Origin of the sequence: Janibacter melonis (genome assembly GCF_003721155.3) — a bacterium.
GTDB classification, from domain to species: Bacteria; Actinomycetota; Actinomycetes; order Actinomycetales; family Dermatophilaceae; genus Marihabitans; species Marihabitans melonis.
Map to the genome: position 1 here is coordinate 2,917,319 of NZ_CP044548.2, position 26,065 is coordinate 2,943,383.

The window sequence follows — 26,065 nt, forward strand, 5'->3', positions numbered from 1 at the left end:
GAGGCAGCGCTGACCTCGGCGCCCCGTCGTCCGTGAAGGAACCTCGCATGACCCGCCTCTCCCGCCGATCCTTCGTCGGTGCCGTCGCCCTCGCCCCCGTCGTCGCCCTCGGCGCCTGCTCGACCGGTCCGAGCGAGGACACCGCCGCTGCCGGCTCCGGCGCGAGCACCTCGGCCGCGGCCGACGCCTTCCCCGTGACCATCGAGCACGCCCTCGGCGAGACGACGATCGAGAAGGCCCCGACGAAGATCGCGACCGTCGGCTGGTCCGACCAGGACGTCGTCGCCTCCTTCGGCGTCGTGCCCGTCGGCGCGCCGGCCATCACCTGGGGCGGCAACAAGGACAAGTCGACCGACTGGTTCGACGCCGCCGTCGACGAGATCGACCCCGACGCCGAGATCGTGCGCTACGACGACGCGGACGGCGTCCCCGTCGACGAGATCGCCAAGCTCGCCCCCGACCTCGTCCTCGGCGTCAACTCCGGGATGTCGCAGGACGAGTACGACAAGCTGACGAAGATCGCCCCGACCGTCGCCTACCCGGGCGCCCCGTGGGGCACCTCGTGGGAGGACTCGGTCGAGCTCGTCGGCAAGGCCCTCGGCCAGGAGGACAAGGCGACGCAGATCACCGACGACCTCAACGCCGACATCGACGAGGCCGTTGCGAAGTACCCCGAGCTCAAGGGCAAGTCCGCCGCCTGGATCTGGTTCACCCCGACCGACCTGTCGACGATCGGCGTCTACGCCAGCACCGACCTGCGCCCGCAGATGCTCGAGCGCTTCGGCATGACCGAGCCCGACTTCGTGACGAAGGGGAGCAAGGACGGCGCCTTCAGCTTCGAGCTGTCCTCGGAGCGCTCGACGGACGTCGACGCCGACCTCGTCGTCTTCTACGTCGAGGAGGACGGCCAGGTCGAGAAGCTCAAGAAGGACCCGCTGCTCGGCAAGATCCCGGCCCTCAAGGACGACCACTACGTCGGCTCCGCCGACAACGCCACGGCGCTGTCGATGTCCTCGCCGACCCCGCTGTCGCTGCCGGTCGCGCTCGAGGACTTCCTGCCCAAGCTCGCGTCCGCGGCCGAGGGCAAGCCCGCGTCGTGACCTCGTCCGCGAAGACGACCGTCGTCGCGGCGAGCGGCCTCGTGCTGCTCGCCGCGACGGCGGCGCTCTCGCTGCTCGTCGGCTCCCAGGGGATCTCCCCGGCCGCCGTGCTCGGCGCCCTGCGCGGCGCCGGTGACGACCTCGCGAGCGGCATCGTCGCCGCCCGGGTCGACCGCACGCTCATCGCCGTCGTCGTCGGGGCGTGCATCGCCCTGGCCGGCGTCGTCCTGCAGGGCCTGACCCGCAACCCCATCGCCGAGCCAGGCATCCTCGGGCTCAACTCCGGCGCCGCCCTGCTCGTCGTCATCGGCATCCGGCTGGGCCTGCTGAGCGACGTCGTCGACTACCTGTGGACCGCGCTCGTGGGCGTCGTCATCACCGGTCTCGTCGTGCACCTCATCACCCTCAGCGTGCCCGTGCAGCGCCAGCCGATGACGACCGCGCTCGCCGGCGCCGCGATCCTCGCGGCGACCTCGAGCATCATGGTCGGGCTGCTCGTCAGCGACGACGGGGCGCTCGACGTCTTCCGCTACTGGCAGGTGGGCTCGGTCGCCGGCAAGGACGCCTCGATCATCGTGCAGGTCCTGCCCTTCCTCCTCGTCGGTCTCGTGCTGACGCTCGCCTCGGGCCGCACCCTCAACACCATGGCCCTCGGCGACGACGTCGCCCGGGCGCTCGGCCAGCGGGTGCTCCTCGCCCGCGGCTCGGCCCTGGTCGGCGCGCTCCTGCTCACCGCCACCGCGTGCGCGCTCGCCGGCCCCATCGCCTTCGTCGGGCTCGCCGTGCCGCACGTCGTGCGCCTGCTCGGCGGCTCGGACAACCGGCGGGTGCTCCTCGGCTCGCTGCTGCTCGGCCCGAGCCTGCTCCTGCTCGCCGACAGCCTCGGCCGGGTCGTCAGCCCGCCCTCGGAGGTCCAGGTCGGCGTGATGACCGCGGTCATCGGCGCCCCGGCGCTCATCATCGTCGCCCGCCGGGCGGTGCGCGGATGAGCACCACCCTCGCCTCCGCCGAGCAGGTCCGTCAGGTCCGCCGCTCGCGCTCGCGGCGCGCGCTGCGTCGCACCCTCGTGCTCCTCGTCCTCGTCGTCGCCGCCTTCGTCGTGCGCGTCACCCTCGGCGACTACACGGTGACGATCCCCGACACGCTGCGCATCATCGGCGGCGAGAGCATCCCCGGCGCGTCCTTCATCGTCATGGAGTCGAAGCTGCCGCGCGCGGTCCTCGCCCTCCTCGCCGGCGGCGCCCTCGCCGTGGCGGGCGCGCTCATGCAGGACCTCGTGCGCAACCCCCTCGCGAGCCCCGACATCCTCGGCGTGAGCGGCGGCGCGTCGACCGGCGCCCTCTTCGCGCTCGTGGTCCTCGGCTGGCAGGGCGGGGCGGTCAGCGCCGCAGGCTTCGCCGGGGCGGTCGTCGTCACCGCCCTCCTCCTCGTCCTCGGGCGGGGGGCGAAGGGGGGAGAGCAGGCGGTCATCGTCGTCGGCGTCGGCTGCGCCGCCCTCCTCGTCGCGCTCACCCACTGGGTGCTGCTCAAGGCCGACATCTACCGCCTCACCGAGGCGATGTCCTGGCTGTCCGGGTCTGTGGCCCAGGGCACGTGGACCGACATCGGCCGTCTCGCCGCCGTCGTCACGGTGCTGCTGCCCACCGTGCTGGTGCTCCACCGCGAGCTGCGCGTCGTCATGCTCGGCGACGACCTCGCCGCCGGGCTCGGCGTTCCCGTGGCCCGCCGCCGCGCCCTGGCCCTCCTGTGCATCGTGCTGCTCGTCGCGACGACGTGCGCGATCTGCGGGCCGATCGCCTTCGTCGCCCTGCTCGCCGGGCCGATCGGGCGGCGGCTGCACGGCGGCCGCACCCGGCTCGTCGACATCGCCCTCGTCGGCGCGCTCATGACGATCGTCGCCGACTACGTCGCCGCCTACCTCGTGCCCGGCGGCGCGAACCTGCCCGTGGGCGTCGTCACCGGTCTGGCCGGTGCGCCCTTCCTCCTGTGGCTCATCGCCACCCGATCCCGAGTGGAGCTGAGATGACGGTGACCGCTGCGCGACCGATCACGACCGAGCAGGCGGCCCCGACCGCCTCTCGTCTGCGTGCCGAAGGGGTGAGCCTGGGCTACCGCGACCGCACCGTGGTGCAGGGCCTCGACCTGTCAGTGCCCGACGGCCGGGTGAGCGCCATCGTCGGCCCCAACGGCTGCGGCAAGTCGACCCTGCTGCGCGGACTCGTGCGTCTGCTCGCCCCGAGCGCGGGCCAGGTCGTGCTCGACGGTGAGGACATCTCCTCGATCCCGACGAAGGAGGTGGCGCGCCGCATCGGGCTGCTGCCGCAGGCGCCGCTGGCCCCGGAGGGACTGAGCGTCGCCGAGCTCGTCGCCCACGGCCGGCACCCCCACCACTCGCTGCTGCGCCGCCCCGGCCCGCAGGACGACGCGATCGTCGCCGAGGCCCTCGAGCTCACCGACACCCTCTCGCTCGCCGACCGTGCGGTCGACGAGCTGAGCGGCGGCCAGCGCCAGCGCGTGTGGATCGCCCTCGCGCTCGCGCAGCAGCCGGGCATCCTCCTGCTCGACGAGCCGACGTCCTTCCTCGACATCGCCCACCAGGTCGAGGTGCTCGAGCTCGTGCGCCGGCTCAACGCCGAGCGCGGCACGACGTGCGTCATGGTCCTGCACGACCTCGCGATGGCCGCCCGCTACGCCGACCACGTCGTCGCCATGCGCGACGGCGAGGTCGTGGCGCAGGGCTCGCCGGTCGAGGTCGTCACCGAAGAGCTCGTCTCGAGCGTCTTCGACATCCGCTGCCGCATCCTCACCGACCCCGACACGGGGACCCCCGTCGTGCTCCCGCGCGGCATGCCGACCCCGACCGCGAAGGACCAGGAGATCTCATGACCGCGATCGTCACCAAGGCCGGCGCGAAGGTCCGCGACGCCCTGCTCGAGGGCGCCTCGAAGGCCTACGGCTCGGCGATGGCCCCGACCCGTGACCGCGACGGCCACGAGCAGCTCGAGATGACGGTGAGCCGGGTCGTCGACCTCAGCGCGTCGGTGCGGCGCCTGACCTTCACCTCCGAGGACCTGCGCCACTTCGAGCGGGTGGGTGCCGACGAGTACTTCGGGCTGCTCATGCCGCGCCGGGGCGTCCCGCTCGTCATGCCCGACCCAGAGCGCCGCGACTGCCGGGCCGCCGTCGCCGACATCGACGAGGACGTCCGCCCCGACCTGCGCTGGTACACGATCCGCGCCCACCGCCCCGAGCTCGGCGAGATCGACGTCGACGTCGTGACCCACGGCGACTCGGGCCCCGGGTCCTCCTGGGTGCGTCGGGCGACCGTCGGCGACCCGGCCGGCCTGCGCTCGGGTGGTGCCCTCTACCGCGGTGACGACGTCGCCGGGCCCCAGCTGCTCGTCGCCGACGAGACGGCGATCCCGGCCCTGCTCGCGATCCTCGACGACCGAGCCGCACGGGGGCTGACCGGCGAGGTCCGCATCCACGTCGAGGTGCCCGACGCCGAGACGGCGACCGCCATGGGTGTCCCCGCGGGGGTCCACGTGCACGCGCGCGGCGAGGCGGCCCCCGGCACCGTCGTCCTCGAGGCGATCCGTGGCGAGCACGCCCGCGACACCCTCGACCTCGACTACGCCTGGCTGTGCGGCGAGTCGGGTCTCGTCACCTGCCTGCGTCGCCACCTCGTCAAGGAGCTCGGCGCCGAGCGACGCCGCGTCCTCTTCAGCGGCTACTGGAAGCTCGGAGCCGCCCGCCCCTGACCCCGGGCCGGCTCGGCCCCCCTTCGTGCCTCCTCTACCGCGAGCTACGGCGCAGTAGTGGTCGTGATCGCGACCAGTACTGCGCCGTAGGCGGAGGCGTAGCGGGGTGGGGGCGCGAAGGGGGATCAGCGCGCGGCGAGCGTGACGGCCGTCGCGAGCGCGGCGGTCACCGCCTCGTAGCCCTTGTCCTCGCTCGACCCCGGCAGGCCCGCGCGGTCGAGCGCCTGCTCGTCGGTGTCGCACGTGAGCACGCCGAAGCCGACGGGCACCCCGGTGCGCACGCTCACCTCGGTGAGCCCGACCGTCGCGGCCTGGCACACGTACTCGAAGTGGGGCGTGCCACCGCGCACGACGACCCCGAGCGCCACGACCGCGTCGTGGTCCTGCGCCAGCCGCGCCGTGGCGACCGGCAGCTCGAAGGTCCCCGGCACCCGGACGACCTCGATCTCGGGCAGACCGCAGTCGGCGGCGCCCCGGCGAGCCCCGTCGATCAGCCCGTCCATGACCTCCTCGTGCCAGCTCGCGGCGACGACGACGGCACGCAGGCCGCTCGCGTCGCAGGTGGTGCTGCTCGGTGCTCCGTGGCCGCTCATGCGGGTCTCCTGCTCGTCGTCGTGGGGGTGCTCGGTGCGGTGGGGGTGGTGGGGTCGGCCGACGCAGCCGCGACGGGCGCCGCGCCCGTGGGCGGCCCGGTGTGCCCGAGCCGGTCCCGCTTCGTCGCGAGGTACCCGGCGTTGTCCGGGCCCTCGCCGACGTGGATCGGCACGCGCCGCACGGCGATCTCGCCGCGCTGGAGCGCCTCGACCTTCGCCGGGTTGTTCGTCATGAGCTCGACGTCGGTGAGCCCGAGGTCGTGGAGCACCGCGACGGCGGCGCCGTACTCACGCGCGTCGACGGGCAGCCCGAGCGCGATCTGCGCCTCGACGGTGTCGGCCCCGGCGTCCTGCTCGGCGTAGGCGCGCAGCTTGTCGAGCAGGCCGACGCCGCGTCCCTCGTGCCCGCGCAGGTAGACGACGGCACCGCCGTGCTCGGCGACCTCGGCGAGCGCGGCGTCGAGCTGGGGCCCGCAGTCGCAGCGCCGTGAGCCGAAGGCGTCGCCGGTGAGGCACTCGGAGTGCACCCGGACCCGCGACCCGCCCGGCCGCGTGAGCGCGACGTGCTCGGCGCCGGTGACGAGGTCGCGGTAGCCGTGGGCGACGAGCCGGCCGTGCCGGGTGGGCAGGGTCGTCGTCGTCACCCGCTCGACCCGGTCGTGCAGGCGGCGCCACGCGACGAGGTCGGCGATGGTGACGACCGGCAGGTCGTGTGCCGCCCCGAGCGTGAGCACGTCAGGGGTGCGCAGCATCGTCCCGTCGTCGGCCGTGAGCTCGCCGATGGCGCCGACCGGCTCGAGACCGGCGAGCCGGCACAGGTCGACCGTCGCCTCGGTGTGGCCACGGCGCACGAGGACGCCTCCGTCACGGGCGCGAAGGGGGACGACGTGCCCCGGGCGCACGAGGTCGCCGGGGGTGGCCGTGGGGTCGGCGAGCACGTGGAGGGTGCGGGTGCGGTCGGCGGCGCTGATGCCGGTCGTCACCTGGGCCGCGGCGTCGACGGTGATCGTGTAGGCCGTGCGCAGCGAGTCCTCGTTGCGCGTCACCATGAGCGGCAGCTCGAGCCGGTCGGCGCGCTCCTCGGTCATCGGCGCGCAGATGTAGCCCGACGTGTACCGGATGGTCCACGCGAGCCACTCGGCGGTCGCCGTCTGCGCGGCGAGGACGACGTCGCCCTCGTCCTCGCGGTCGGCGTCGTCGAGCACGAGCACCGGGCGCCCGGCGCGCAGGGCCTCGAGGGCGTCGGGGATCGTCGCGAAGCCGCTCATGACGCGGCCTGGCGGTCGCCGAGCAGCCCGGCGACGTACTTCGCGAGCACGTCGGTCTCGAGGTTGACCCGGTCGCCGACCGCCCGCCGGCCCAGCGTCGTCTCCGCGAGCGTCGTCGGGATGAGCGAGACCTCGAAGCCCGCGTCGGTCAGCCCGCTCACGGTGAGCGAGGTGCCGTCGACGGCGACCGAGCCCTTGCGCACGAGGTGGGGGCGCAGCTCCTCGGGCACGCTCACCTCGAGCACCTCCCAGCGCTCGTGCACGGTGCGCGCGACGACCTCGCCGACGCCGTCGACGTGGCCCTGGACGACGTGCCCGTCGAGCCGGCCGTCGGCGCGCAGCGCGCGCTCGAGGTTGACCGGGTCGCCCGGGGCGAGCCCGCCGAGGGTGGTCCAGCGCAGGGTCTCGCCCATGACGTCGGCGGTGAAGCGCTCGCCGTCGTGCTCGACGACGGTGAGGCACACCCCGCCGACGGCGATGGAGCACCCGGGACGGGCGTCGAGGAGCACGCCCGGGCCCTCGATCGTCATCCGGGCGCTGCCGACGTCGGCCTCGCCCCCGTCACCGGGCTGCTCGTGCTCGACGGCGAGCACGGTCCCGACCTCCTCGATGATGCCGGTGAACATCAGTCCTCCTCGTGGTGCTGGTCCGGGTCGGCGGTGCCGACGCTCAGGTCGATGCGCACGTCGTCGCCGACGAGGCGCACGCCCTCGGTGCGCAGACGACGTGCCTGGGTGATGGTCGTGACGCCGAGATCGCCGAGCGCGGACGGGCCGGCGCCGAGCAGCGCGGGGGCGAGGTAGGCGATGACGTCGTCCACGCAGCCCGCGCGCCAGAAGGCCGCGGCGACGGTCGGCCCGCCCTCGAGCCACACCGAGCGCACGCCCCGGGCGTGCAGCTCGGCCAGGGCCGCCCGCACGTCATGGGTCGGCAGGTGCAGGGTCGGGGCGTCGCCGTCGAGCACCCGCGCGCCGCGGGGGACGAGACGGTGCCCGAGCACGACCCGCAGCGGCTGCCGGGGGAGGAGCTCGCCGTCGGCGTCGCGCGCGGTGAGCTGGGGGTCGTCGGCGAGCACGGTGCCGACGCCGACGAGGACGGCGCCGTGCTGCGCCCGGGCCCGGCCGACGTCGACCCGGGCCTCCCGCCCGGTGATCCACCGGCTCGTGCCGTCGGCGGCGGCCACGCGACCGTCGAGGGTCGACGCGTACTTCCACGTGACGCGGGGGCGGCCGTGCACGATCGCGAAGCGCCAGTCGCGCACGAGCGCGTCGGCCTCGTCGGCGAGCACACCGCCGCGGACCTCGACCCCGGCGTCGCGCAGCACCTGCGCCCCGCCGCCGGACCCGGCCCCCGGGTCGCTGCTCGCGTGGACGACCCGCGCGACCCCGGCCGCCAGCAGCGCCTCGGTGCACGGCCCGGTCCGGCCGGTGTGCGCGCACGGCTCGAGGCTCACGTAGGCGGTCGCGCCCCGTGCCCGCTCGCCGGCGGCGTCGAGCGCGACGACCTCGGCGTGCGCGGTGCCCGCGCCGTGGTGCCAGCCCTCGCCGACCACCTGCGGGCCGTCGGGCCCGTCGGCCACGAGGACCGCGCCGACCTGGGGGTTGGGGTCGACGGCGGGGCCGCGCTGCGCCAGCTCGAGGGCGCGCCGCACCCACCGCTCGTCATCATCAGGCCCGGTCACCCTGGGTCCTCCTGCCGTCGCCGTCTCCAGGCTCCGGGGGGTCGCGCGAGGGTGCGCAGGCCACGGGTGCGCACAGCGCACCCGCCACCACGTGCTGCCTCCCATCCGGACTTTCACCGTCGGTCGAGGAATCTCACCTCGTCAACCGCTCGCTGGCTGCGAGCGGGTCGCGGACTGTCACCGCCGGCTCGGAATTGCACCGACCCCGGAGCACGTACGCCTCCACGGTAGCCCCCGCCGGGCGGGCCGGTCGAGACGTGTCCACGCCCGAGGGCGGTGAGCGGCCTCACGGCGGATAGGTTGCGGGCGTGGACGCGCACATGATCTGCCTCGACCTCGACGGCACGACGATCACGCACGAGGGGGTCCTGCGCCCCGCCGTCCGCGAGGCGGTGCAGGCAGTCCTCGCTGCCGGTCACCACGTCGTCGTCGCCACCGGTCGCGGCATCGTCGCGACGACCCCGATCCTCGACGCGCTCGGCCTGACGAAGGGGTGGACGGTCTGCTCCAACGGCGCGGTGACGGTCCGTCTGGACCCCCGCGCACCGCAGGGCTGGACGCTCGACGAGGACGACGTCGTCACCTTCGACCCCGCCCCGGTCCTCACCCGCCTGCGTCCCGTCCTGCCCGATGCGCTCGTCGCGGTCGAGGACCTCGGCGTCGGCTTCCGGCTCAGCGCCCCCTACCCGGCCGACGAGCTCGTCGGCGAGCAGACGGTCGTGCCGTGGGAGGAGCTCATCGCGCACCCGACCACCCGTGTCACCCTGCGGATGCCGGAGGCGACGAGCGAGGAGTTCGCCGAGGCCGTCGACCGCGCCGGTCTGCACGGCGTCGCCTACTCGGTCGGCTTCTCGGCCTGGCTCGACATCAACCCCGAGGGCGTCTCGAAGGGGTCGGCGCTGGAGATCGTGCGCCGCCGCCTCCACGTCGAGCCGGGTCTGACCGTCGCCGTCGGCGACCAGCGCAACGACGTCGAGATGCTGCGCTGGGCCGCCCGGGGCGTCGCGATGGGCAACGCACCCGCCGAGGTGCAGGATGTGGCCGACGAGGTCACCGGAGTCGTCGACGACGACGGGCTCGTCCCCGTCCTGAGGAGCCTGCTGTGAGCCCGTCCGAGCACCGTCCCCGCCGCGCCTCGAGCCGGGCGGCCGACGCCGCCGACGAGGCCGTCGACGACGCGGTCGACGCCGTCGACGACGCGAGCTCGCACCCCGTCGTCATCGCCCTCGCCCGGGTCGGTCACGCCGTCAACGGCGTGCTCCACCTCGTCATCGCAGGCATCGCCCTCCAGCTCGCCTGGGGCGCGGGCGGCGGGGAGCAGGCCGACCAGTCCGGGGCTCTCGCGGCGCTCGCCGGCCAGCCCCTCGGGGCCCTGCTCCTGTGGGTCTTCGTCGTCGGCGGCACGGCGCTCGGCCTGTGGTACCTCGCCGAGGTCGTCGCGCCCTCGCCGGGCGACGGCGGCGCCTCGGAGCGCGCCAAGTCGGGCGCGAAGGGGGTCGTCTACCTCGCCATCGCGTGGTCGGCCTTCCGCTTCGCCACCGGGTCGGGACAGTCCGGCTCGAGCGAGGACCAGACGCAGAGCCTCACCCAGACCCTCATGCGCCAGCCCGCCGGTCAGTGGCTCGTCGCCGCGGTCGGCCTCGTCGTCGTCGCGGTCGGTGCGTACTACGTCCAGAAGGGCGTACGCCAGCGCTTCATGAAGGACCTCACCCGTCACCCGGGGGTGTGGGCGGTGACCGCCGGCACCATCGGCTACCCGGCGAAGGGGGCCGTCCTCGCCCTCGTCGGCATCTTCTTCGTCGTCGCCGCCTGGCAGCACGACGCCGACGAGGCCCAGGGCCTCGACGGGGCGCTCAAGGCGGTCAAGGGCGCCGAGTACGGCCCCTACCTGCTCACCGCGATGGCGCTGGGCATCATCGCCTTCGGCATCTACTGCATCGCCCGCGCGCGCTACGCCCGGTTGGACTGAGGCGGGGCGGTCGGCCCCGGCCGGGGCCGCAGACCGATCGTCAGCGCGGCGGCGGTCATCGCGCTCCCGACGAGCACCCCGGCGACGACGTCTGTCGGGTAGTGGACCCCGAGGTAGACGCGGTCGAGGCAGGTGAGCACGACGAGGGTCGCCGCGGCCACGACGAGCACCGTGCGCGTCCACGTGCGGCGCGCGAGGGGCCACAGCAGGACGACGAGCAGGATCATCGCGATCGTGCTGCCCGTCGCGTGGCCGGAGGGATAGCTGTAGCCGTCGGCGACGGTGATCGCCTCCGGCGGCACCGGGCGCGGGCGCCCGACGATGTACTTGCACGTGATCGACAGCCCCCAGCCGACAAGCCCCACGGGCACGACCCACAGGGCGCGGCGCCGGACGAGACCGCGCCAGTGCAGCACCCCCGCGAGCAGGGCGAGGACGAGGAAGAGCACCCACGGCTCGGTGAGATGGGCCCACAGCAGCAGGGCGTCGACGAGCCCGGGCCGCTCCAGCGCGTACCCGGTCGTCGCGTCGATGACCGAGGCGTCGCTGCGGCGGACCGAGCTCGACGCGAGGACGACCTGACGTCCGACGAAGGCGGTGACGAGCATCGCCGCCGCCATGACGACCAGCGCGAGGAGCAGCCGCCCGGGCTCGGGCCTCGTGGGCTCGAGGTGCTGCGACGTCGACGTGTCCTCCAGCTGGCCGGGCATCGGCCCAGTGTGCGGCATCCTGGGTGGGCCATGGCTGATCTGCACATCACCTCCCCGTCCAACCCGCGCCTCAAGGAGCTCGTCGCGCTGCGCCGTCGGCGGGCTCGCGACGAGAGCGGCACGACCCTGCTCGAGGGCACCGAGGAGCTCCTCCTCGCGCTCGAGGCGGGGGTGACCCCCTTCGCCGTCTACCACTGCCCCGAGCTCATGCACGAGGCCGGACCGGGTGCCGTCGAGGCGGCCCGTGCCGCCGGCGCGGAGGTCGTCGAGCTCTCGCGGACCGCCTTCGACAAGGTCTCCTACCGCGAGGGGCCGGACGGCGTCCTCGCGAAGGTGCCCGCCCCCGGGCTGTCCTGGGACGACGTCGAGCTGGGGGAGTCCCCCTTCGTCCTGCTCGTCGAAGGGGTGGAGAAGCCGGGCAACCTCGGCGCGATGCTGCGCACGGCCGACGCCGCGGGCGTCGACCTCGTCATCGCCGCCGACTGCGTCACGGACTGGGGCAACCCCAACGTCATCCGGGGGAGCAAGGGCACGGTCTTCTCGGTGCCGGTCGTCTCGACGACCCGCGCCCAGGCCTGGGCCCGTCTGACCGGGCACGGCGTGGCCGTCGTCGCGACGACGCCGGACACCGACGTCGTGCACACCGACGTCGACTACACCGGGGGCGTCGCGGTCGCCGTCGGCTCGGAGAAGTACGGGCTCACCGACGAGGCGCTCGCCGCCTCGACCCACCGCGTGCGGATCCCCATGGTCGGCCGGGCGAACTCGCTCAACGTCTCGACCTCCGCCGCGGTCGTCCTCTACGAGGCGGTGCGGCAGCGTACGCGGTGACCGGTCGGTACGCGACCGCTCGTCGGGGGTCGATTACGTCGTGAGACGCACCCCGTGCCACGATGCCCCTATGCGCGTCGACCACGTCTCTTTCGCCGCAGAGCCTGCAGGGCTGCAGGCCACCGCCAAGCGCCTCGCGGAGGCCATCGGGGTGGAACCGCTCGACGGCGGCATCCATCCTCGCTTCGGCACGCGCAACATGATCCTGCCGCTGGCCCACGAGCGCTACATCGAGGTCGTCGAGGTCCTCGACCACCCGAGCGCCGACAAGGCCCCCTTCGGCCAGGCCGTGCGCGCCCGCTCCGAGCAGGGCGGCGGCTGGATGGGCTGGGTCGTCGCGGTCGACGACCTCGGCGTCGTCGAGCAGCGCCTCGAGCGCGAGTCGGTCCCCGGGTCGCGCCGCATGCCCGACGGGCGCGAGTTCAGCTGGCGCCAGATCGGCGTCAAGGGCCTGATGTCGGACCCGCAGCTGCCCTTCTTCATCAAGTGGGACGAGGGCTCGGACCACCCGAGCGCCGACAACCACAGCGACGTCGTCATCGAGTCGCTCATGGTCGCGGGCGACCCCGAGCGGGTCCACGACTGGCTGGGCCTGCCCGCCACCGAGACCTCGTCGGTCATCACCTTCGAGTTCGTCGCCCCCCACGGCCAGCCGGGTCTGCTCTCGGTCACCCTGAGCACCCCCAAGGGCACCGTCACCATCTGAGGCATCACCCGCGACGACCTGCTGCCAGGTCGCACGACGAAGGGGGAGGGACCGGGTCACCCGGTCCCTCCCCCTTCGTCATGCCCGGGGCGAGCGCTACGCCCGGCGCAGCCGCAGGCTGCTGAGGACGACGCACACCGAGCTGAAGGCCATCGCCGCGCCCGCGATCATCGGGTTGAGCAGGCCGGCCATGGCGAGCGGGATCGCGAGCGTGTTGTAGCCGAAGGCCCACACGAGGTTCTGCTTGATGACCTGCAGCGTGCGTGCCGACAGCGCCATCGCCTCGGGCACGGAGGCGAGGTCGTCACGCACGAGGACGATGTCGGCGGACTCCATGGCGACGTCCGTGCCCGCGCCCATCGCCATGCCGAGGTCGGCCTGCACGAGGGCGGCGGCGTCGTTGACGCCGTCGCCGACCATCGCGACGACCCGGCCGGACTCCTGCAGCTCGGCGATGCGGGCGTGCTTCTCGTGCGGCTTGACGCCGGCGACGACGTGCTCGGGCTCGATGCCGACCTTCGCCGCGACCGCTCGCGCGTTGATCTCGGTGTCGCCGCTGAGCAGCCAGGCCTCGAGCCCGGCGGCCCGCAGGTCGCGCACCGCCTGGGCGGAGGTCTCGCGCACGTCGTCGGCGACGGTGAGCGCACCGCGGGCGCGGCCGTCCCACCCGACGAAGACGGTGGTCCCCGGCCGGTCGAGGGTCGCGAGCTCGGCGGGCACCTCGTCGAAGAGCTCGGGCAGGCCGACGGTCACCTCGGTGCCCCCGACGACGGCGCGGGCACCGGAGCCGGGCAGCGCGACGAAGTCGCGGGCGTCGGGGATCTTCAGCCCCTTCTCCTCGGCGCGCGCGACGACCGCCCGGGCGACCGGGTGCTCGCTGCCGCGCTCGACGGCGGCGGCAGCGACGAGAGCGGCGAAGGGGTGCAGCCCGGGCTCGGCGGCCAGACCGGTGAGCCGGGTCCGGCCGGTCGTGATCGTGCCCGTCTTGTCCATGACGACGGTGTCGATGCTGCGGGTGTCCTCGAGGACCTGCGGGCCCTTGATGAGGATGCCCTTCTGCGCACCGCGCGAGGTGCCGACGAGCAGGGCGGTCGGCGTGGCGAGGCCGAGCGCGCAGGGGCAGGCGATGATGAGCACGGTGATGGCGACGCCGATCGCCGTCGTCGCGCTGCCAGACCCGATCCACCAGCCGACGAAGGTGAGCAGCGCGAGGGCGAGCACGACGGGCACGAAGACCGCGGAGACCCGGTCGGCGAGACGCTGGACGTCGGCCTTGCCGGTCTGGGCCTGCTCGACGAGCCGGGTGATCGCGGCGAGCGTCGTGTGCGCGCCGACTGCCGTCGCCTCGACGACGAGCCGGCCCGAGGTGTTGATCGTCCCCGCGTCGACCGTGCTGCCCGCCTCGACGTCGACGGGCACGGACTCGCCGGTGACGACCGAGGTGTCGATGGCCGAGACGCCGTCGACGACGACGCCGTCGGTCGCGACCTTCTCACCGGGTCGCACGACGAAGTGGTCGCCGACGCGCAGGTCGTCGACGGGGATGACGACCTCGGTCGTCGCGCGGGTGGTCGCCGAGATGCGCTGGACGGCGACCTCCTTGGCCCCGAGGTCCATGAGAGCGGTGAGCGCGGAGCGGCCCTGCGCCTTGGCCCGCGACTCGAGCCACCGGCCGAGGAGGAGGAAGGCGGTGACCACCGCTGCCGTCTCGAAGTAGTAGTGCCCCTCCTCGCGGGGGTGGTGGCCGGGGCCGACGACGAGCGCGACGCTCGACCACACGAAGGCGGCGGTGACGCCGAGGCTGACGAGCGTGTCCATCGTCGAGGTGCGGTGCCGGGCGGCCGCGACCGCCGCACGGTGGAAGGGCCAGGCGCACCACACGACGACGGGGGCGGTGAGGACGAGCTGCAGCCACGGGTTGGCGGCGAAGGTCCACGGGCCCATGGCGAGCAGGACGACGACGAGCGCGAGCGGCCCGGCGACGAGCAGGCGTCGGCGCAGGTCGTCCTCGCGCACGTGGGTGTGCTCCGGCGGCGCGAGCCGAGTGCCGGGGTCGAGGACGGTCGCGCCGTAGCCGCTCGCCTCGACGGCCCCGACGATCTCGTCGTGGGTGACGTGCCCCGGGTAGGTGACGTGCGCACGCTCGGTCGCGAGGTTGACGCTCGCGCTCACGCCGTCGAGACGGCCCAGGCGCTTCTCGACGCGGGCGACGCACGACGCGCACGTCATGCCGGTGATGGCCAGGTCGACCTCGTGGACGTCGGCGGCGTCCGCGGTCGAGGGGTCGGCGTCGGTGGGGTGGGTGGTGCTCATCGCGGGGCGACCGTGTACCCGGCCTCGTCGACCGCGGCGGCGATGTCCTGCGGGCTGACGGGCCCCTCGCTCGTGAGCGTGACCGGCGAGGTGCCGCCGGCGACGAGCTCGACGGCCACGGCCGAGACCCCGGAGATCTCGCCGAGCTCCTCGGACACGTGCCGGACGCAGTTCTCGCAAGTCATGCCGTCGACGTAGATGGTGGTCTGCTCGCTCATGGTGGTGCTCCTTCGTCGATGGTGGGTGGTCTGGGGGAGGGGCGTCAGGAGCGCACGAGGCGCGCGATCGCCGCGCTGGCCTCGCGCACCTTCTCCTGGGCGGCCTCGTCGCTCTCGCGGGCGGCGTCGACGACGCAGTGCCCGACGTGGTCCTCGAGCAGGCCGAGGCTCACGGCCTGCAGCGCCTTCGTCGCGGCGCTCACCTGGGTGAGGATGTCGATGCAGTACTCGTCGTCGTCGACCATGCGGGCGATGCCGCGCACCTGCCCCTCGATCCGCTTGAGACGCTTGAGGTAGGCGTCCTTGTCGGCGGCGTATCCGGCCACGGCGGTCTCCCTTCGTCCCCTCGAAGATACCCCCAAGGGGTATGAAGGACAAGCCCCAGGCAGTTACTGGATGAAGCGGAAGAGCGGGCTCGAGGGGCGGATGCGCTCGATGCGCACCGGCGAGGCCTCCATCCGGCGCAGGAGGGGGTCGAGGTCCTCCGGGGCACCGAGCTCGACGCCGACGAGGGCCGGCCCGGTCTCGCGGTTGCTGCGCTTGACGTACTCGAAGAGCGCGATGTCGTCGTCGGGCCCGAGGACCTCGTCGAGGAAGCGGCGCAGCGCGCCGGGCTCCTGCGGGAAGTCGACGAGGAAGTAGTGCTTGCGCCCCTGGTGCACGAGCGCCTTCTCGACGACCTCGGCGTAGCGCGAGACGTCGTTGTTGCCCCCGGAGACGACGGCGACGACCGTGCTGCCCGGTGCGATCCCGAGCTCGTCGAGGTCGATCGCGGCGAGGGCCGCGGTGGCCAGCGACCCCGCGGGCTCGGTGACGATGCCCTCGGTCTGGTAGAGCGCGAGCATCTCGACGGCGACCGCGCCCTCGGCGATGGAGTGCACCGGCGCGTCCGTGGCCGAGACGGCTGCGTAGGTGAGCGCGCCGACCTCGCGCACCGCGGCGCCGTCGACGAAGGGGTCGACGTCACCGATCGCGACCGGGCGGCCCGCCTCGAGCGCGGCCGACATCGACGCCGCCCCGGAGGGCTCGATGCCGACGACCCTCGTCGCGGGGTGGTGCTCGGCGAACCACGTCGCCATCCCGCCGAGCAGCCCGCCCCCGCCGACGGGGACGAGGACGACGTCGGGGGCCCTGCCGAGCTGCTCGACGACCTCGCGGGCGACCGTGCCCTGACCGGCCATCGTGTCGACGTGGTCGAAGGCGGGCACGACCGTCGCCCCGCTCTCGCGGGCATGACGAAGGGCGGAGGCCGCCGCGTCGTCGTAGACGTCGCCGCCGACGACGACCTCGACGTGCTCGCCACCGAGGGCGGCGACGCGGTCGCGCTTCTGGCGGGGGGTGGTGCGCGGCAGGTAGATCCGGGCCTGCACGCCGAGGCGGGCGCAGGCGTACGCGACGCCCTGGGCATGGTTGCCCGCGGAGGCCGCGACGACCCCCTTCGCCCGTTGCTCGGGGGAGAGGCGCGCGATGAGGGTGTAGGCGCCGCGGAGCTTGTAGCTGCGCACCGGCTGGAGGTCCTCGCGCTTGAGGAGCACGTGCGCGCCGGTGGCGGTGCTGTGCCGGGCGGAGGGCTGGAGCGGGGTGGGGTCGAGGAGGTCGTGCAGCAGGACCGCGGCCGCCTCGACGTCCTCCGCGCGGATCGGAGAGCTCACGCTCGCAGGCTAGACCTCGTCGCCGGCGCCGTGCTGCGAGGTCCGCGCTGCGTCGCGTAGTGTCGGCACCGAGTCAGACGCACACCAGTGCAGAGGGAATCCGGTGAGAGTCCGGAGCTGTCGCGCAGCGGTATGGGTGACTGACGGGGTGAGATCCACTGGGCCACGAGGCCTGGGAAGGGACCCCGTCGGGACGACCCCGAGTCCGAAGACCTGCTGACTCGCTGGACCCCGACAGGGCCTCGCGATCCGGGCCCCCGACGCACCTGGAGACCCCCGTGTCCCACGACCGCCCCGGCGGCCGGCGGCTGCCCGTCATGCCGCTGCTGCTCGTCCTGCTCGTCCTCACCGTCGTCAGCGGCGTCGTCTCGCTCGGTCTGGGCTCCGAGCCGCTGCCGCTGCACGGGGTCGTCGACGTCCTGCGCGCCCGGGTCGTCGGCGCGGCGGGCCCGGACCCCGCCCTCGACACCATCGTGTGGGAGCTGCGCGCACCGCGCGCCGTCATGGCGATGGTCGTCGGTGCCGGCCTGGCGGTCGCCGGAGCGTGCATGCAGACGCTCGTGCGCAACCCGCTCGCCGACCCCTACCTCCTCGGGGTCTCGGCCGGGGCCGGTGTCGGTGCCACCCTCGTCATCCTCCTCGGTGCGCTCGCCGGGCTCGGGGTGTGGGCGCTCTCGCTCGGCGCGCTCGGCGGGGCTCTCGTCGCGACCGCCCTCGTCCTCGGCATCTCCCTGGCCCAGGGCGGGATCACCCCCCTTCGCCTCGTGCTCACCGGTGTCGTCATGTCGGCGGCCTTCTCCTCCGTCTCGAGCCTGCTCGTCTTCCTCAGCGCAGACCCGCGGGCGACGCAGTCCGTGCTCTTCTGGCTGCTCGGCAGCCTCTCCGGGTCGGTGTGGCAGCAGGTGCTCCCGCCCCTGCTCGTCGTCGTCGTGTCCGGCGTCGTCCTCCTCGCGCTGCACCGCTGGCTCGACGCGCTGGCTGCCGGACCCGACGTCGCGGGCGGTCTGGGCGTCCCGGTCCGAGAGCTGCGGCTCGCCCTCTTCGTCCTCGTCTCGGTCCTCGTGGGGGTGCTCGTCGCCGTCTCCGGCGGCATCGGCTTCGTCGGGCTCGTCGTCCCGCACATCGCCCGCATCCTCGTCGGCGCGCGGCACCGCTACGTGCTGCCGGTCGCAGCCGCCGGCGGCGCGCTCTTCCTGCTCTGGGTCGACGTCGCGGCGCGGACCGTCGTGCGCCCGCAGGAGATCCCGCTGAGCGTCGTCACCGGTCTCGTCGGGGCGCCGATCTTCCTCGTCCTGCTCGGCAGACGGCACTACTCGTACTCGGGGGGCGCCGGATGACCCACCTGTCCACGACCGGGCTCGCCGTCGAGATCGGTGGGCGCACGATCGTCTCCGGTGTCGACCTCGACGTGCCGCCCGGGTCGATGCTGGCCCTCGTCGGCCGCAACGGCAGCGGCAAGTCCACCCTCATCAGGTCGCTCGTCGGCCTGCGACCCCCGGCCGCCGGCACGGTGCACGTGGACGGGGTCGACCTCGCGCGCCTGTCGTCGCGACGGCGGGCCACCCGGGTGGCCTACGTCGCGCAGGAGGACGGTCCTCCCGAGGACCTCCTCGTCGGCGAGATGGTCGCGATGGGGCGCACACCGCACCGACCGCCGTGGGCCGTCGACGAGCGCTCCGAGCGCGAGCTCGTGCTCGAGGCGCTGCGTCATGTCGGCATGGCCGCGAAGGTCGACCGCCCGTGCCAGCACCTCTCCGGGGGCGAGCGGCGCCGGGTGATGCTCGCCCGCGGCATCGCCCAGGGGTGCGACCTGCTCGTCCTCGACGAGCCGACCAACCACCTCGACGTGCACCACCAGGACCAGCTGCTCCAGACGGTACGTCGCCTGGGGTGCACGGTCGTCGCCGCGGTCCACGACCTCTCGCTCGCGGCCGCCCACTTCGACGCCGTCGCCGTGCTCCACGACGGCGCCGTCCACGCCCTGGGGCGTCCCCGCGACGTCCTCACCCCCGAGCTCGTGCGCGACGTCTTCGACGTCGGCGCCCGCCATCTCACCGACCCGGTCACCGGCCGGGTCCACCTCGTCCTCGGTGCCGGCGCCCCGCCGGTGCCCGCTCCTCGAGAGGCAGTCCTGTGACCCCCCTTCGCCCCGCCCGAGCCGCCCAGGCCCTGTCCGCCGCCGTCCTGCTCGGCTCTCTCCTCGTCGGGTGCGGATCCGCGACGTCGACGGCCCGCAGCAGCGCGGCCGGCGCCGGCGAGGTGACGGTGTCGACGTGCGGTGAGGACGTGCGCTTCCCCTCGCCCGCGCAGCGGATGTACGTCGCCGGCGACGGCAACCTGCTCGCGATGGTGCTCGCCGTCGGGGCACAGGACCAGGTCGCCGGGGCGAGCGGCACGACGGACACGGCGCAGGCCCTCTCGCGGGTCTACGGGTCCGACGTCGTCGACGGCATCCCCGTCGCCACCCGCGACCAGCCGACGATGGAGAACGTCCTCGCCCAGCGGCCCGACGTCATGCTCGCCGGGTGGAGCTACGGCTACACCGAGGAGCGCCGGCTCACGCCCGAGCTGCTGAGCGGCCGGGGGATCGCGCCGTACGTGCTGTCGGAGAGCTGCCGGCAGGAGGACGGCGCGCGCGGCACGATGCCGCCGTGGGAGGCCCTGTCGGCCGACATCGAGGCGGTCGGGGCGATCACCGGGCACGTCGACGAGGCGGCCGAGGTCGACGCCGACATCACGCGCCGCCGTGAGGCGCTGGAGGCGGCGCCCCAGGCGGCCGAGCGCCCCACGGTCTTCCTCTTCGACTCGGGCACGAAGGAGATCTTCACCTCAGGAGCCTTCGGCGGGCCGCAGGCGATCATCGAGGCAGCGGGGGCGAAGAACGCCACGGCCGACGTCGACGACACGTGGACGACGGTGTCGTGGGAGCGGCTCGTGCGCTCGTCGCCGGACTTCATCGCCTTCGTCGACTACGACGGGCAGACCTTCGAGCAGAAGGTCGAGGTGCTGCGGACCAACCCGGCGACGAAGGACCTCCCCGCGGTGCGCGAGGAGCGCTTCCTCAACCTGCCGATCCCGGCGTGGACGAGCAGCCCGCTCAACATCGACGCGGCGGAGGCGCTGCGCGCCGAGCTCGAGGAGCACGACCTCGTGCCGGCGAGCGGGATCACCCCCGAGCACGACCTCGAGCCGTGACGCGACCGACGCCCCGTGACCACGTGGTCCACGGGGCGTCGGCCGCCTGGGGGGAGGTTCTTACAGCAGCCCGTGCTCGACGAGCTCGTCCTGCGACATCAGCCGGGAGCGGATGAGGAAGCGCACCCCCTCGGGGGCCTCGACGGAGAAGCCGGACCCCCGTCCCGGCACGACGTCGACGGTGAGATGGGTGTGCTTCCAGTACTCGTACTGGCTCACGCTCATCCAGAACTCGACCGGTGTCGCCGACCCCACCTCGAGCGTGCCGAGGAGGATGTCGGCCTCGCTGGTGATGAAGTCACCCACGGGGTAGCACATCGGCGAGGACCCGTCGCAGCAGCCGCCGGACTGGTGGAACATCAGCGGCCCATGAATGCGCTCGAGGCGCTCGATCAGCTCGACCGCGGCGGGCGTGATGTCGACCTTGTCCGAGGGCATGGCTTAGAAGAAACCGAGCTTGTCGGGGCTGTAGCTGACGAGGAGGTTCTTCGTCTGCTGGTAGTGGTCGAGCATCATCTTGTGGTTCTCGCGCCCGATGCCGGACTGCTTGTAGCCACCGAAGGCGGCGTGCGCCGGGTACTGGTGGTAGCAGTTGGTCCACACGCGGCCGGCCTTGATCGCGCGGCCCATCTCGAAGGTCGTGTGCGCGCTGCGCGACCACACGCCGGCCCCGAGGCCGTAGAGGGTGTCGTTGGCGATCTGCAGCGCCTCGGCCTGGTCGGCGAAGGAGGTGAGCGAGACGACGGGGCCGAAGATCTCCTCCTGGAAGACGCGCATCGAGTTCTTGCCCTCGAAGACGGTCGGCTGGATGTAGTAGCCGCCCGCGAGGTCGCCCTCGAGCTCGAGCTTGTCGCCACCGGTGAGGACCTTCGCGCCCTCCTGCTTGCCGATGTCGAGATAGCTCATGATCTTCTCGAACTGGTCGTTGCTCGCCTGGGCGCCCATCATCGTGTCGGTGTCGAGCGGGTTGCCCTGCTTGACCGCCTTGACCCGCTCGAGGGCGTCGCCGACGAACTGGTCGTAGATCGAGCCCTGGACGAGCGCGCGCGACGGGCAGGTGCAGACCTCGCCCTGGTTGAGGGCGAACATCGCGAAGCCTTCGAGCGCCTTGTCGTAGAAGGCGTCCTTGCTGCTCGCGACGTCCTCGAAGAAGACGTTGGGGCTCTTGCCGCCGAGCTCGAGGGTCACCGGGATGATGTTCTGGCTCGCGTACTGCATGATCAGGCGGCCGGTCGTCGTCTCGCCGGTGAAGGCGATCTTGGCGATGCGGGGGCTGGAGGCCAGCGGCTTGCCGGCCTCGACGCCGAAGCCGTTGACGATGTTGAGCACGCCCTCGGGCAGCAGGTCGCCGATGAGCTCGGCGAGCTTGAGGATCGACCAGGGGGTCTGCTCGGCCGGCTTGAGGACGACGCAGTTGCCCGCGGCGAGGGCCGGGGCGAGCTTCCACACCGCCATGAGGATGGGGAAGTTCCACGGGATGATCTGCCCGACGACGCCGAGCGGCTCGTGGAAGTGGTAGGCCATCGTCGTCTCGTCGATCTCCGAGATGCCGCCCTCCTGGGCGCGGATCGCGCCGGCGAAGTAGCGGAAGTGGTCGACGGCGAGCGGGAGGTCGGCGGCGAGGGTCTCGCGGACCGCCTTGCCGTTGTCCCACGTCTCGATGACCGCGAGGTCCTCGAGGTTGTCCTCCATGCGCTGGGCGATCTTCAGCAGGATGTTCGAGCGCTCGGTGGTGCTCGTGCGGCCCCACGCGCCGGCGGCGGAGTGCGCGGCGTCGAGGGCGGCGTCGATGTCCTCCGCGGTGCCGCGGGCGATGGACGTGAAGACCTGGCCGGTGACCGGCGTCGGGTTCTCGAAGTACTGACCACCCTTGGGTGCGACCCACGTGCCGCAGATGTAGTGGTCGTACTTCTCCTTGACCTCGATCGCGCTGTCGGCGCTCCCGGGCTGTGCGTAGACGGTCATGCGTGCCTCCGGCAACTCGTCGGCAGTGCCTCGTCGCGCTGCCGTTGCCCGGACCGTAGGTCGCCCCGGGTTGGTCGAAGGTTGGTCGGCCCGGTCCCCCTTCGCCCGGCGATGACCGGTAAACCCGACGCTGACCGGGCAACCCGCCGCTGGCGCAGACATAACCCGGCCCGTCCTGGGTCTCTCGGCCGGCCCGAGGCATCTCGGCCACCCCCCCCGTAGACGCACGGACGCCCCCTTCGCCAGGTGACGAAGGGGGCGTCGGGCGCGCTGCGCAGGTCAGTATCGGATGACCACGCGCCCGTCGATCGCGCCGTCGCGCATCTCGTCGAAGACCGTGTTGATCTCGTCGAGCTCGCGGGCCTGCCACGTGGGCTTGACCAGGCCCCGCGCGTAGAAGTCGATCGCCTCGACCATGTCCTGGCGTGTGCCGACGATGGAGCCGCGCACGGTGAGCGCCTTGAGGACGATGTCGAAGATCGGGGCGGGGAAGTCGCCCGGCGGCAGGCCGTTGAAGACGATGGTGCCGCCGCGGCGCGTCATGCCGATGGCCTGCCCGAAGGCGGAGGGGTGCACGGCGGTGACGAGCACGCCGTGGGCGCCACCGGTGGCCTCCTGGATCGCCTCGACCGGGTCGGTGGTGCTGGCGTCGACGACGACCTCGGCGCCCAGGCGGGTGGCGAGGTCGAGCTTCGCCTGGGAGACGTCGACGGCGGCGACGCGCAGGCCCATCGCCACGGCGTACTGCACGGCGACGTGACCGAGCCCGCCGATGCCGGAGATGACGACCCACTGGCCGGGACGGGTGTCGGTGACCTTGAGGCCCTTGTAGACGGTGACGCCGGCGCACAGGATCGGCGCGACCTCGAGCGGGTCGACACCGGCGGGGATCCGCGCCGCGAAGCGCTCGTCGACGAGCATGTACTGGCCGAAGCTGCCGTCGACGGAGTAGCCGCCGTTGGTCTGCTCCTCGCACAGCGTCTCCCAGCCGGTGCGGCAGTGCTCGCACGTGCCGCAGGCCGACCACAGCCAGGCGTTGCCGACCATGTCGCCGACGGCGAGCGTGGTCACCCCGTCGCCGAGCTCGACGACCTCGCCCACGCCCTCGTGGCCCGGGACGAAGGGGGGCTGCGGCTTGACCGGCCAGTCGCCCTCGGCCGCATGGAGGTCGGTGTGGCACACCCCGCTCGCGACCAGCCGGACGAGCGCCTGGCCCGGCCCGGGCCGGGGGACGTCGATCTGCGACACGTCGAGCTTCTCGCCGAACTCACGGACCACTGCTGCCTGCATCGTGCTCATGCTGCGTCTCCTCATCTGGGTGAGGGGACCTGACGGCTGCGGCCGGTGGCCGGACGCCCCGTCGCGCCCCTGTCGTGGCGCAGACGCTAGGGAGCAGCGGGTAGGTCAGTGGTTGGGCGGTGTGCCGACGGTCGAGGTGGTCTCGGGGCTTCGCTGGTCGAGGTGCGAGCGCCCGCCAGGGCGCGAGCCTTGAGACCACCTCGCTGTCGAACGGGCCTCCAAGGCCGGATGGACTCTCTCGCTGCATCACCCTTAATAATCCTGAAACCCTGCGGGACCTGAACGGTTCGACTTGAATGGCGTCGGAGCAAGTCAATCTCAAAGGCGGATCGAATGAAAAAGTACTTGCGGCGACGCCAGGGCCCTGTCGCGCTCTTCGCCACGATGACGCTTATAGGGCTGGGTGGTTGCGGTCAATCTGAGTCTTCTGACGCCCAACCAGTGACAGTGACCGTCACCGACGGCTCTACCCAGGAGACCTCGTCCTCGCCGACGACGACAAGCGCAAGCACTTCAACGTCGTCAACGCCGTCGGGGGGATCCGAGACATCCACTAGTTCGGCATCCTCGGCCAATTCCGCCCCGAGGGCTTCCAGTTCCGATCCGGGCCAGATTGACGACCCAGACCGACCGGACGACGCTATGAATGTCGGCGAATCCGTCCGCGTGGGTGGGCTAGACGTCACGTTAAAACAGTTTTCGCCCGTCACACCAACAGAGGGGGGTCTAGATGGTTGGAGCTATTACGGCGCTGAGATGTCCTTCGAGAACGTCACGGACGGGCCGCAGGCTGTCATGGCAGATGCACAGGTGCGCATTGAGAACATCTATGTCGCAACGGTCGATCCCCTCGTCATGGAAGACATCGAGGAAGGGGACGGCGCTCCCCTAGCCACGATGCGGCCGGGTGAGACTCAGACGGGATGGGTCGTGTTCGGGGTGCCAGACGGCAGTGAAATCCTTGAGAGCTTTGGCGTCTACTACATCGACGACGAAGGCAACGAGGTCGTTTGGTGGAACAACATCCTCTGAGTACTACCTCCCCTCCGCGTCACCCGCCGAGCACGTCGTCCACGAGCGCCTTCGCGTCTGCCTGCACCTGCGCGAGGTGCTCGGGCCCGCGGAAGCTCTCGGCGTAGATCTTGTAGACGTCCTCGGTGCCGCTCGGGCGGGCGGCGAACCACGCCGACTCCGTCGTCACCTTGAGCCCGCCGACGGCGGCGCCGTTGCCGGGCGCCTCGGTGAGCTTGGCGGTGATCGGCTCGCCGGCGACGGAGTCGGCCGTGACGGCGTCGGGGCTGAGCGAGGACAGGCGCGCCTTCTGCTCGCGGTCGGCGGGGGCGTCGATCCGCGCGTACGCCGGGCCGCCATGTGCCGCAACCAGATCGGCGTAGTGCTCCGACGGCGAGCGCCCCGTCTTCGCCTGGATCTCCGAGGCGAGCAGGGCGAGGATGATGCCGTCCTTGTCGGTCGTCCACACCGTGCCGTCGGTGCGCAGGAAGGACGCCCCGGCCGACTCCTCGCCGCCGAAGCCGACCGACCCGTCGAGCAGCCCGGGGACGAACCACTTGAAGCCGACGGGCACCTCCCACAGCTCCTTGCCGAGGTCGGCGGCGACGCGGTCGATCATCGAGCTCGACACGAGCGTCTTGCCGATCCGCTCGCTGCGCCAGCCCGGTCGGGCCCCGCCGTAGAGGTACTGGATCGCGACGGCGAGGTAGTGGTTGGGGTTCATCAGCCCGCCGTCGGGCGTGACGATGCCGTGCCGGTCGGAGTCGGCGTCGTTGCCCGTCGCGATGTCGTACTCGTCCTTGCGCGCGACGAGCGAGGCCATCGCCGACGGCGAGGAGCAGTCCATCCGGATCTTGCCGTCCCAGTCGAGCGTCATGAAGCGCCACGTCGGGTCGACGACCGGGTTGACGACGGTGAGGTCGAGGCGGTGCCGCTCGGCGATGGCCTCCCAGTAGTGCACAGCAGCGCCACCGAGCGGGTCGGCGCCGATGCGCACCCCCGCGTCACGGATCGCGTCGATGTCGAGCACCGAGGGCAGGTCGTCGACGTAGGTGCCGAGGAAGTCGTAGCGACCCACCTGCGTGATCGCCCGGGCGAAGGGGGTGCGTCCCACCCCGTCGAGACCCCGCCGGAGGTAGTCGTTGGCCGCGGCCGCGATGACCTTCGTCGCGTCCGAGTCGGCCGGCCCGCCGTGCGGAGGGTTGTACTTGAAGCCTCCGTCTCCCGGCGGGTTGTGCGACGGGGTGACGACGATCCCGTCGGCGAGGCCCGCCCCCTTCGCGCCGAGGTCCTTGCCCCTGTTCGCCCGGAGGATCGCGTGCGAGACGGCCGGGGTGGGTACGACCCCGTCCTGGCTGTCGACGAGCACGGTGACCCCGGCGGCGACGAGGACCTCGATCGCCGTCGTCCAGGCCGGCCCGGACAGCGCGTGCGTGTCCGCGCCGAGGAAGAGAGGTCCGTCGACCCCCTGCTCGCGTCGGTAGTCGACGATCGCCTGCGTCGTCGCGAGGATGTGCTGCTCGTTGAAGGAGGTCTTCAGCGAGCTGCCGCGGTGCCCGGAGGTGCCGAAGGCGACCTGCTGGTCGACGTCCTCGGGGTCAGGGGTGAGCACGTAGTACGACGACACCAGCTGCGGCACGTCGACGAGGTCGGAGAGCTGCGCCGGCTGACCGGCCCGATCGGAGGTCATGGCCCGACGCTACCGAAGCTCGCCCCGCCGCGGGCCCGCCCCGGTCGAGGTGATCCACGCCGTCAGGTCGGTCGTGGATCACCTCGACCCGAGCCCAGGCGAC

At 72.9% G+C, this 26,065-nt stretch carries 26 protein-coding genes and 2 riboswitches; of the genes, 13 read left to right on the forward strand and 13 right to left on the reverse strand.

Features of this window, described 5'->3' with window-relative positions; translation table 11 throughout:
* Window positions 1–47: 47 nt before the first annotated feature.
* From EEW87_RS13990 to EEW87_RS14010, 5 genes are read left to right on the forward strand one after another with little or no spacing between them, the layout of a single operon-like run.
* Entirely contained in the window at window positions 48–1,100 is a 1,053-nt protein-coding gene (locus tag EEW87_RS13990) for an ABC transporter substrate-binding protein (protein ID WP_123092463.1), read from the forward strand.
* Window positions 1,097–2,089, forward strand: a complete 993-nt coding sequence (locus EEW87_RS13995; RefSeq protein ID WP_123092462.1) for a FecCD family ABC transporter permease — start codon at window positions 1,097–1,099, stop codon at window positions 2,087–2,089. The genes EEW87_RS13990 and EEW87_RS13995 overlap by 4 nt, the downstream gene beginning before the upstream one ends.
* The gene (locus EEW87_RS14000; RefSeq protein WP_123092461.1) at window positions 2,086–3,126 is read left to right on the forward strand and encodes a FecCD family ABC transporter permease; all 1,041 of its coding nucleotides are present in this window, start codon (window positions 2,086–2,088) and stop codon (window positions 3,124–3,126) included. The genes EEW87_RS13995 and EEW87_RS14000 overlap by 4 nt, the downstream gene beginning before the upstream one ends.
* Window positions 3,123–3,986 carry an ABC transporter ATP-binding protein gene (locus tag EEW87_RS14005; RefSeq protein ID WP_068271951.1) on the forward strand — a complete coding sequence of 288 codons (864 nt, stop codon included), beginning with the start codon at window positions 3,123–3,125 and terminating at the stop codon, window positions 3,984–3,986. Before EEW87_RS14000 ends, EEW87_RS14005 begins: the two co-directional genes overlap by 4 nt.
* Window positions 3,983–4,861: a siderophore-interacting protein gene (locus EEW87_RS14010; protein ID WP_123092460.1), complete on the forward strand. Its 879-nt coding sequence runs from the start codon at window positions 3,983–3,985 to the stop codon at window positions 4,859–4,861. The genes EEW87_RS14005 and EEW87_RS14010 overlap by 4 nt, the downstream gene beginning before the upstream one ends.
* 125 nt (window positions 4,862–4,986) lie before the next feature.
* Here the strand turns inward: EEW87_RS14010 and ribH are convergent, their stop codons facing one another.
* The 4 genes from ribH to ribD are packed head-to-tail and all read right to left on the reverse strand — an operon-like array spanning window position 4,987 to window position 8,403.
* Window positions 4,987–5,454 (reverse strand): 6,7-dimethyl-8-ribityllumazine synthase, encoded by a 468-nt coding sequence (gene ribH / locus EEW87_RS14015; RefSeq protein ID WP_123092459.1) that lies wholly within the window; start codon window positions 5,452–5,454, stop codon window positions 4,987–4,989.
* Window positions 5,451–6,722, reverse strand: coding sequence for a 3,4-dihydroxy-2-butanone-4-phosphate synthase (gene ribB / locus EEW87_RS14020; RefSeq protein WP_123092458.1), 1,272 nt, complete (start codon window positions 6,720–6,722; stop codon window positions 5,451–5,453). The genes ribH and ribB overlap by 4 nt, the downstream gene beginning before the upstream one ends.
* The gene (locus EEW87_RS14025; protein ID WP_123092457.1) at window positions 6,719–7,348 is read right to left on the reverse strand and encodes a riboflavin synthase; all 630 of its coding nucleotides are present in this window, start codon (window positions 7,346–7,348) and stop codon (window positions 6,719–6,721) included. The genes ribB and EEW87_RS14025 overlap by 4 nt, the downstream gene beginning before the upstream one ends.
* Window positions 7,348–8,403 (reverse strand): bifunctional diaminohydroxyphosphoribosylaminopyrimidine deaminase/5-amino-6-(5-phosphoribosylamino)uracil reductase RibD, encoded by a 1,056-nt coding sequence (ribD, locus tag EEW87_RS14030; protein WP_123092456.1) that lies wholly within the window; start codon window positions 8,401–8,403, stop codon window positions 7,348–7,350. Before ribD ends, EEW87_RS14025 begins: the two co-directional genes overlap by 1 nt.
* 87 nt (window positions 8,404–8,490) lie before the next feature.
* A riboswitch (FMN riboswitch) is annotated at window positions 8,491–8,621 on the reverse strand.
* Between the two features lie 102 nt (window positions 8,622–8,723).
* Between ribD and EEW87_RS14035 the strand changes: the two genes are divergently transcribed.
* Together EEW87_RS14035 and EEW87_RS14040 are read left to right on the forward strand one after the other, a co-directional pair.
* Complete coding sequence (locus tag EEW87_RS14035) at window positions 8,724–9,509, forward strand: HAD family hydrolase (protein ID WP_123092586.1); 786 nt, start codon at window positions 8,724–8,726, stop codon at window positions 9,507–9,509.
* On the forward strand, window positions 9,506–10,372 hold the full coding sequence (locus tag EEW87_RS14040) for a DUF1206 domain-containing protein (protein ID WP_240341610.1): 867 nt from the start codon (window positions 9,506–9,508) through the stop codon (window positions 10,370–10,372). The genes EEW87_RS14035 and EEW87_RS14040 overlap by 4 nt, the downstream gene beginning before the upstream one ends.
* Here the strand turns inward: EEW87_RS14040 and EEW87_RS14045 are convergent.
* Window positions 10,354–11,082 carry a phosphatase PAP2 family protein gene (locus EEW87_RS14045; RefSeq protein WP_163562463.1) on the reverse strand — a complete coding sequence of 243 codons (729 nt, stop codon included), beginning with the start codon at window positions 11,080–11,082 and terminating at the stop codon, window positions 10,354–10,356. The genes EEW87_RS14040 and EEW87_RS14045 overlap by 19 nt on opposite strands.
* Window positions 11,083–11,112: 30 nt before the next feature.
* Between EEW87_RS14045 and EEW87_RS14050 the strand changes: the two genes are divergently transcribed.
* Both EEW87_RS14050 and EEW87_RS14055 read left to right on the forward strand, forming a co-directional pair.
* Complete coding sequence (locus tag EEW87_RS14050; RefSeq protein WP_123092454.1) at window positions 11,113–11,913, forward strand: RNA methyltransferase; 801 nt, start codon at window positions 11,113–11,115, stop codon at window positions 11,911–11,913.
* A gap of 70 nt (window positions 11,914–11,983) precedes the next feature.
* A complete protein-coding gene (locus EEW87_RS14055; RefSeq protein WP_068271975.1) occupies window positions 11,984–12,619 on the forward strand; it encodes a VOC family protein in 636 nt (211 codons plus the stop codon).
* A gap of 96 nt (window positions 12,620–12,715) precedes the next feature.
* Here EEW87_RS14055 and EEW87_RS14060 read toward each other — a convergent pair whose 3' ends face one another.
* The 4 genes from EEW87_RS14060 to ilvA all read right to left on the reverse strand — a co-directional run bounded on the left by EEW87_RS14060 (window position 12,716) and on the right by ilvA (window position 16,802).
* Window positions 12,716–14,932: a heavy metal translocating P-type ATPase gene (locus EEW87_RS14060; RefSeq protein WP_123092453.1), complete on the reverse strand. Its 2,217-nt coding sequence runs from the start codon at window positions 14,930–14,932 to the stop codon at window positions 12,716–12,718.
* On the reverse strand, window positions 14,929–15,150 hold the full coding sequence (locus EEW87_RS14065) for a heavy-metal-associated domain-containing protein (protein WP_123092452.1): 222 nt from the start codon (window positions 15,148–15,150) through the stop codon (window positions 14,929–14,931). The genes EEW87_RS14060 and EEW87_RS14065 overlap by 4 nt, the downstream gene beginning before the upstream one ends.
* A 44-nt stretch (window positions 15,151–15,194) precedes the next feature.
* On the reverse strand, window positions 15,195–15,476 hold the full coding sequence (locus EEW87_RS14070; protein ID WP_068271984.1) for a metal-sensitive transcriptional regulator: 282 nt from the start codon (window positions 15,474–15,476) through the stop codon (window positions 15,195–15,197).
* A gap of 63 nt (window positions 15,477–15,539) precedes the next feature.
* Window positions 15,540–16,802, reverse strand: coding sequence for a threonine ammonia-lyase IlvA (ilvA, locus tag EEW87_RS14075; protein WP_123092451.1), 1,263 nt, complete (start codon window positions 16,800–16,802; stop codon window positions 15,540–15,542).
* Between the two features lie 57 nt (window positions 16,803–16,859).
* A riboswitch (cobalamin riboswitch) is annotated at window positions 16,860–17,037 on the forward strand.
* Window positions 17,038–17,080: 43 nt separating this feature from the next.
* Here ilvA and EEW87_RS14080 point away from each other — a divergent pair.
* From EEW87_RS14080 to EEW87_RS14090, 3 genes are read left to right on the forward strand one after another with little or no spacing between them, the layout of a single operon-like run.
* Window positions 17,081–18,139, forward strand: coding sequence for a FecCD family ABC transporter permease (locus EEW87_RS14080; RefSeq protein WP_240341611.1), 1,059 nt, complete (start codon window positions 17,081–17,083; stop codon window positions 18,137–18,139).
* Window positions 18,136–18,939: an ABC transporter ATP-binding protein gene (locus EEW87_RS14085; RefSeq protein WP_123092450.1), complete on the forward strand. Its 804-nt coding sequence runs from the start codon at window positions 18,136–18,138 to the stop codon at window positions 18,937–18,939. Before EEW87_RS14080 ends, EEW87_RS14085 begins: the two co-directional genes overlap by 4 nt.
* On the forward strand, window positions 18,936–19,997 hold the full coding sequence (locus EEW87_RS14090; RefSeq protein WP_123092449.1) for an ABC transporter substrate-binding protein: 1,062 nt from the start codon (window positions 18,936–18,938) through the stop codon (window positions 19,995–19,997). Before EEW87_RS14085 ends, EEW87_RS14090 begins: the two co-directional genes overlap by 4 nt.
* A 60-nt stretch (window positions 19,998–20,057) precedes the next feature.
* On the opposite strand, the gene EEW87_RS14095 is transcribed toward EEW87_RS14090, so the two are convergent.
* The 3 genes from EEW87_RS14095 to adhP form a co-directional block, all read right to left on the reverse strand.
* Complete coding sequence (locus tag EEW87_RS14095; protein WP_068271993.1) at window positions 20,058–20,435, reverse strand: DUF779 domain-containing protein; 378 nt, start codon at window positions 20,433–20,435, stop codon at window positions 20,058–20,060.
* 3 nt (window positions 20,436–20,438) lie between these two features.
* Entirely contained in the window at window positions 20,439–21,962 is a 1,524-nt protein-coding gene (gene adh / locus EEW87_RS14100) for an aldehyde dehydrogenase (protein ID WP_123092448.1), read from the reverse strand.
* A 279-nt stretch (window positions 21,963–22,241) separates the two neighbouring features.
* Entirely contained in the window at window positions 22,242–23,261 is a 1,020-nt protein-coding gene (gene adhP / locus EEW87_RS14105) for an alcohol dehydrogenase AdhP (RefSeq protein WP_192826141.1), read from the reverse strand.
* Between the two features lie 756 nt (window positions 23,262–24,017).
* On the opposite strand from adhP, the gene EEW87_RS14110 reads away from it, so the two are divergent.
* Window positions 24,018–24,293, forward strand: coding sequence for a hypothetical protein (locus EEW87_RS14110; protein WP_163562464.1), 276 nt, complete (start codon window positions 24,018–24,020; stop codon window positions 24,291–24,293).
* A 19-nt stretch (window positions 24,294–24,312) separates the two neighbouring features.
* Here the strand turns inward: EEW87_RS14110 and pgm are convergent, their stop codons facing one another.
* Window positions 24,313–25,962, reverse strand: a complete 1,650-nt coding sequence (gene pgm / locus EEW87_RS14115; RefSeq protein ID WP_123092446.1) for a phosphoglucomutase (alpha-D-glucose-1,6-bisphosphate-dependent) — start codon at window positions 25,960–25,962, stop codon at window positions 24,313–24,315.
* Window positions 25,963–26,065 lie beyond the last annotated feature (103 nt).